Source organism: Actinosynnema sp. (assembly GCF_052038725.1).
This window is the reverse complement of the sequence record NZ_JBQGCX010000032.1, coordinates 1-4,867: the sequence shown is the minus strand read 5'-3', so window position 1 is coordinate 4,867 and position 4,867 is coordinate 1. Positions and strand designations below refer to the sequence as shown.

At 75.7% G+C, this 4,867-nt stretch carries 6 protein-coding genes and 1 pseudogene; all 7 read right to left on the bottom strand.

Going from position 1 to position 4,867, the window contains the following annotated elements; translation table 11 throughout:
- Nucleotides 1-105: 105 nt before the first annotated feature.
- Nucleotides 106-381: an ANTAR domain-containing protein gene (locus ACTUAL_RS00610; protein ID WP_440898890.1), complete on the bottom strand. Its 276-nt coding sequence runs from the start codon at nucleotides 379-381 to the stop codon at nucleotides 106-108.
- Nucleotides 382-512: 131 nt separating this feature from the next.
- The gene (locus ACTUAL_RS00605) at nucleotides 513-1,115 is read right to left on the bottom strand and encodes a TetR/AcrR family transcriptional regulator (RefSeq protein WP_096494367.1); all 603 of its coding nucleotides are present in this window, start codon (nucleotides 1,113-1,115) and stop codon (nucleotides 513-515) included.
- Nucleotides 1,116-1,146: 31 nt separating this feature from the next.
- Nucleotides 1,147-2,046 (bottom strand): quinone oxidoreductase family protein, encoded by a 900-nt coding sequence (locus ACTUAL_RS00600; RefSeq protein WP_440898889.1) that lies wholly within the window; start codon nucleotides 2,044-2,046, stop codon nucleotides 1,147-1,149.
- 127 nt (nucleotides 2,047-2,173) lie between these two features.
- Nucleotides 2,174-3,202 (bottom strand): hypothetical protein, encoded by a 1,029-nt coding sequence (locus tag ACTUAL_RS00595; RefSeq protein ID WP_440898888.1) that lies wholly within the window; start codon nucleotides 3,200-3,202, stop codon nucleotides 2,174-2,176.
- A gap of 92 nt (nucleotides 3,203-3,294) precedes the next feature.
- Nucleotides 3,295-3,705 (bottom strand): arsenate reductase ArsC, encoded by a 411-nt coding sequence (locus ACTUAL_RS00590; RefSeq protein ID WP_096494363.1) that lies wholly within the window; start codon nucleotides 3,703-3,705, stop codon nucleotides 3,295-3,297.
- 50 nt (nucleotides 3,706-3,755) lie between these two features.
- Nucleotides 3,756-4,329: pseudogene (locus ACTUAL_RS00585) on the bottom strand (arsenic resistance protein).
- 27 nt (nucleotides 4,330-4,356) lie between these two features.
- On the bottom strand, nucleotides 4,357-4,716 hold the full coding sequence (locus ACTUAL_RS00580; RefSeq protein ID WP_096494361.1) for an ArsR/SmtB family transcription factor: 360 nt from the start codon (nucleotides 4,714-4,716) through the stop codon (nucleotides 4,357-4,359).
- Nucleotides 4,717-4,867: the final 151 nt, after the last annotated feature.

Below are 4,867 nucleotides of genomic sequence, written 5' to 3'. Positions count from 1 at the left end.
GGCCGTGGGCGGACCGCAGGCCGCCGGTGGGGTGAGGCCGGTCGGGCGGGCGCGGTCCTCCGGGCGTGCGGGCTCTCCGGTGTGCGGGCTTTCCGGCGTGCGGGGTCAGCCGTCGAGGGTGGTCAGGCCCCGGTGCTCGTTGACCACGTCCATGGCGACGTCGCGGAGCTTGCGGTTGTCGTTCTGGCTGGCGCGCACGAGGGCGTCCAGGGCGCGTTCGGGGGTGACGCGCAGGCGTTCGGCGATGATGCCGGTGGCGACCCCGATCAGCCGGTTGGTGGGCATGGCCGAGCGGAGCTGCCGGAGGGTCGCCTGGGCCTCGGCCAGCTCCTGGCGCAGGGCCTGCTCGTCGGTGGTGGGGTGCTGCTGGTCGCTGGACATGCCGGAACTCCGCTGGTGCACGTGCGTCGGGAACGTGCACCACTGCACCGCGCCGGGGTGGGTGCGCGCTAGCGGGTCAGGCGAAGCGCACTTCCCGGAAAACGAAGAACCGCTGGTCGCGGGCGGGGTGTTCAGCGGTCGGCGCAGTGGGGTTCGGCGCAGTGGCGGGTGGCCCCGAGGCCCGCGCCGACCACGTCCACGACCTCGCGCACGAACGAGGCGGTCAGCTCGCGGTGCCCGAACAGCGCCCGGAGCACGACGGGCGCGGCGAACAGGTCCAGCACGAGGTCCGCGTCGCGACCCGGCCGCAGCTGACCGCGCAGGGTGGCCCGGCGCAGCGACACCAGGCACGCCTGGCGGCGCGGTTCCCACACCGCCTCCAGGAACTCCCGCCGCAGGTCCGGGTCGTCGGCCAGGTCCGCGACGAGGGCGGGCAGCACGCGGGCGAGCGCCGGGTCGTCGAGGCCGGCGCGCAGCGCCTCCAGGTGCTCGACGACGTCGCAGTGCCAGCAGCCGGTGTCGAGCTCGGGCGCGACGCCCACGCGCTCGGCGGCCAGCGCGGCGAGCACGAGGTGCCGCTGACCGGGCCAGCGCCTGCGGATGGCGGGCTTGGTCGTGCCCGCGCGGCGGGCGACGGCCTCCATGGTCAGGCCCCGGTAGCCGACCTCGCGCAGCAGCTCGCCGACGGCCGCCAGCACCGCCTCGTCGATCCGCTCGTCCCGCCGGCGCGCCATCGCACTCCCCCGCCCTCCGCGGCGGCCCACCCTACCGGGCGCGCACGACGACCTTCCCGAACACCCGGCCGCTCCCGACCAGGCGCAACGCCTCCGCGATCCGGTCCAGGGGCAGGCGCCGCTCCACGACGGGCCGCAGCGCGCCGGAGTCGGCGAGCGCGCGCACCCGCTCCCAGGAGCGGGCCAGCTCGTCCGGGGCGGTGGAGTTGAGGCTGAGGGCGATGAGGGTGGGCGAGTGGTGGAAGTGCCGCAGCAGCGCGGCGAACGGCTCCGGTCCGGGGTCGCCCGCGACGCCGCCGCACAGCGCGTAGCGGCCGTTGGGGGCCAGGAGCGGCAGGTGCTCGGCCATGCCGGGGCCCGCGACGGTGTCGACCACGACGTCGTGCTCGCCCTCGGGGGCGGCGTCGGTGCGGTCCACGGTCGTGGTCGCGCCGAGGGCCCGCAGGCGTGCGGCGCGGTCGGGCGAGGAGGTGATGGCGGTGACCTGCGCGCCGCGGGCGCGGGCGATCTGGACGGCGAGGACCCCGATGCCGCCCCCGGCGCCGCGCACGAGCACGCGGTCGCCGGGGTTCACCCTGGCCCGGTGCAGGGTGAGCTCGGCGACCAGGGCGTTGAGCCCGAGCCCGATGGCGTCCAGGCCGTCCGGGGCGGGCAGGAGCCGGTCGGCGTCGACGGCGACGCGCTCGGCGCACCCGCCGAACCGGGGCAGCGCCAGCACGCGCCGCCCGTCGGGGGTGCGGCCGACGACCTCCAGGCCGGGGGCGGCGCCGGGGCCGGGGAAGAAGGGGTAGTCGCCGCGGGCGGCCATCACGTCGACGTGGCCGAGACCGGCTTCCTCGACGTCGACGAGGACCTGGCCGGGGGTGGGGACGGGGTCGGGCAGGTCGGTGAGGGTGGTGTCGCCGGTCTCGGTGACCACTGCGGATCGCACGGCGCCTCCTGATTATGTTCCGTTCCGGATCGGAACATAATCAGGTCCGGGGTGGGCGGTCAAGGCGCGCCCCGCTGCGGGGTCGCCGGCCCTCCGGTCACCCGCGCGCCGGTGGCTGGGGCTCGGTTCAGCCGGCGTCGGCCACGGACTCGGCCGGCCGTGCCTGCCCCGCCTGTCCGGCCTGTCCGGTGTCGGCGGTGAGGTCGGCCAGCGCGTCCAGCTCCGCCGCGCGCCCGGCCCGGCGCAGCTCGGCGCTCAGGTGCTCCAGCCACCCGGCCGCCGGTGACGCGGCCAGTTCCGCCGTCACGACCTCGCGCAGGGCGGCGGTGTCGGCGTGGCGGGCCAGGTGGGTCAGGGCGCGCCCGCGCAGCACCGGCCAGTCCCCCGCGGGCGCGGCCAGGCCGCGCAGCCGCAGGTAGGCGCTCGCGGTGGGGGTGGTGGTGAACGCCCGCCAGCGCAGGTCGACCGCGTCGTCCAGCCGCCCGACGCGCAGGCACTCGTCCACGGCGGCGTCCACGAGCCGGGTGGCCGCGCCGCGCCCGTCGGTGGCGCGCAGCCCGCGCCGGGTCCAGTCCAGGGCCTCGTCGGGGCGGCCCGCCTCGTGCAGGACGGTGGCGATGCGCAGGTAGTCCCAGCCGCCCGCGAGGTTGCGGGAGAGCACGAGCACGTGCAGGTCGACGTCGCCGGTGTGCTCGGCCAGCTCCTCCGCGGCGCGCAGCAGGGCCCAGCGCTCGCGGTCGTAGAAGCCGAGCGAGCCGAAGGTGATGACGGGGAGCGCGTCGAACCGGGTCAGCGCGATCCGCCGGTAGTGCGCGAGGCCGCGCTCCCCCAGCGCCGGGGCGTAGGGGGCGAGGCGGACCTCGGGGAGTTCGGGGAAACCGGTCTGCACGCGCAGCAACCACTCGGCCAGCACGATCGGGTCAGGCAGTTCACCCGCACAGGTGGCGGCGTGCAGGTCGAGCACCCGGTCGACGAGCCCGTGCACCGCGGCCCGGTGCGCGGGCCCCGCGCCGTGCAGGAGCGCCTCGACGACGGAGGCGATGGCGGCGGTGTCCGCTGAACCGGTCCTGACCAGGTCGGACAGCTCGCCGACTGTGGAGGCCAGGCCTTGCCAGCGCAGTTCCCACGGCCACGGCGACCGCAGCAGACTGATCACCCGGTCCGGTAGAGCATCCACGTGGAGTAGCCAATCACATCACCCAGGGTGATCCATCTTGCCGTGATTGATCTTCCAGACGGGTGACGCGCTCACCGCTCGCCCGTCGTCAGTTCGGCGAGGAGGTCGCGGACGCGGCGGTCGATCTCGTCGCGGATCGGCCGGACCGCGTCGACGCCCCGCCCCGCGGGATCGGCCAAGGCCCAGTCGAGGTAGCGCTTGCCGGGGAAGACCGGGCAGGCGTCGCCGCAGCCCATGGTGATGACCACGTCGGCAGCCTGGACGGCGTCGGTGGTGAGCGGCTTGGGGAACTCCCGCGACAGGTCGAGCCCGAGCTCGGCCATCGCCTCGACCACGGCCGGGTTGACCACCTCGGCGGGCGCGGACCCGGCCGAGCGCACCAGGACCCGGCCCTGGGCGTGGTGGTGCAGCAGGGCGGCGGCCATCTGGGAGCGGCCCGCGTTGTGGACGCAGACGAACAGCACCTCGGGCAGGTCGGACACGGTGGCTCCTGGGGGTTCTCGGTGTTCTCGCGGGCGGGACGGCGGCGGGGTCAGCGGGCGGCGGGGTGGTGGCGGCGCAGGGCCAGGGAGAGGTGGACCAGGCCGACCAGGACGGGCACCTCGATCAGCGGGCCGACAACCCCGGCGAGGGCTTGGCCACCGGTGGCGCCGAAGGTGGCGACGGCGACGGCGATGGCCAGCTCGAAGTTGTTGCCCGCGGCGGTGAGGGCGAGGGTGGTGGAGCCGGCCACCAGCGGGACGCCGAGGAAGACCAGCGCGCTCTTCGCCACCTGCCAGGCGGACACGTCCAGGCCGGTGGTGGGCAGGCCCGGCCAGCGCGAACATCAGCGCCGGGCCGACGAGCCAGTTCAGGGCCAGTGAGGACCACAGCAGTCGCCGGTCGCCGGTGACGGCGTCCAGGCGGTCGTAGCGGACCTTGGCCGGCACCGGGTACATCATCACCAGCAGGCCCAGCGCGATCGGCAGCGAGATCCCGTCCACGGTGACGGTGTTCAGCGCCCTGTCCAGGCCGGGGAACCAGCGTCCGGCCAGCAGGCCGACGGCCATCGCCACGCCGATCCACAGCGGCAGCCAGCGGTCCAGCACCGACAGCCGAGCCGCCACCGGGCGCCCGCGCGGCCGGGGACGCGGTCACGGCGCGGGCTCCGCGGGGCGTGTCAGCAGTGCGGCAAGGCGGTCGGTGGCCTCGGGCAGCAGGCGGTAGTACACCCAGGTCCCGCGCCGCTCGCTGTCGACCAGGCCCGCCTCGCGCAGCAGCTTGAGGTGGTGGGAGATGGTCGGCTGGGACAGGTCGAAGGCCGGGGTCAGCTCGCACACGCAGACCTCGCCGCCCGCGCGGGAGGCGATCATCGACAGCAGCCGCAGCCGCACCGGGTCGCCCAGCGCCTTGAACACCGGGGCCAGTTCGGCGGCCCGCTCGGCGTCCAGCGGCGTGGAGAGCAGGCCGGGGCAGCACTCGGCGGGCGGCACGACCGACTCCTGTTTCGACATGTTTCTAGATTGACAACCTTCGATGCTAGTGCACAAGGTCGGGCAGGAGGACATCGGAGCGAGCTTCACGCGAGGGGCGCGCACCACGGCCAACCAGGCCGCCGACCTGCGCGGGACCGCCCGCCCCCGCTACGCCGCGACCGCGCTCGCC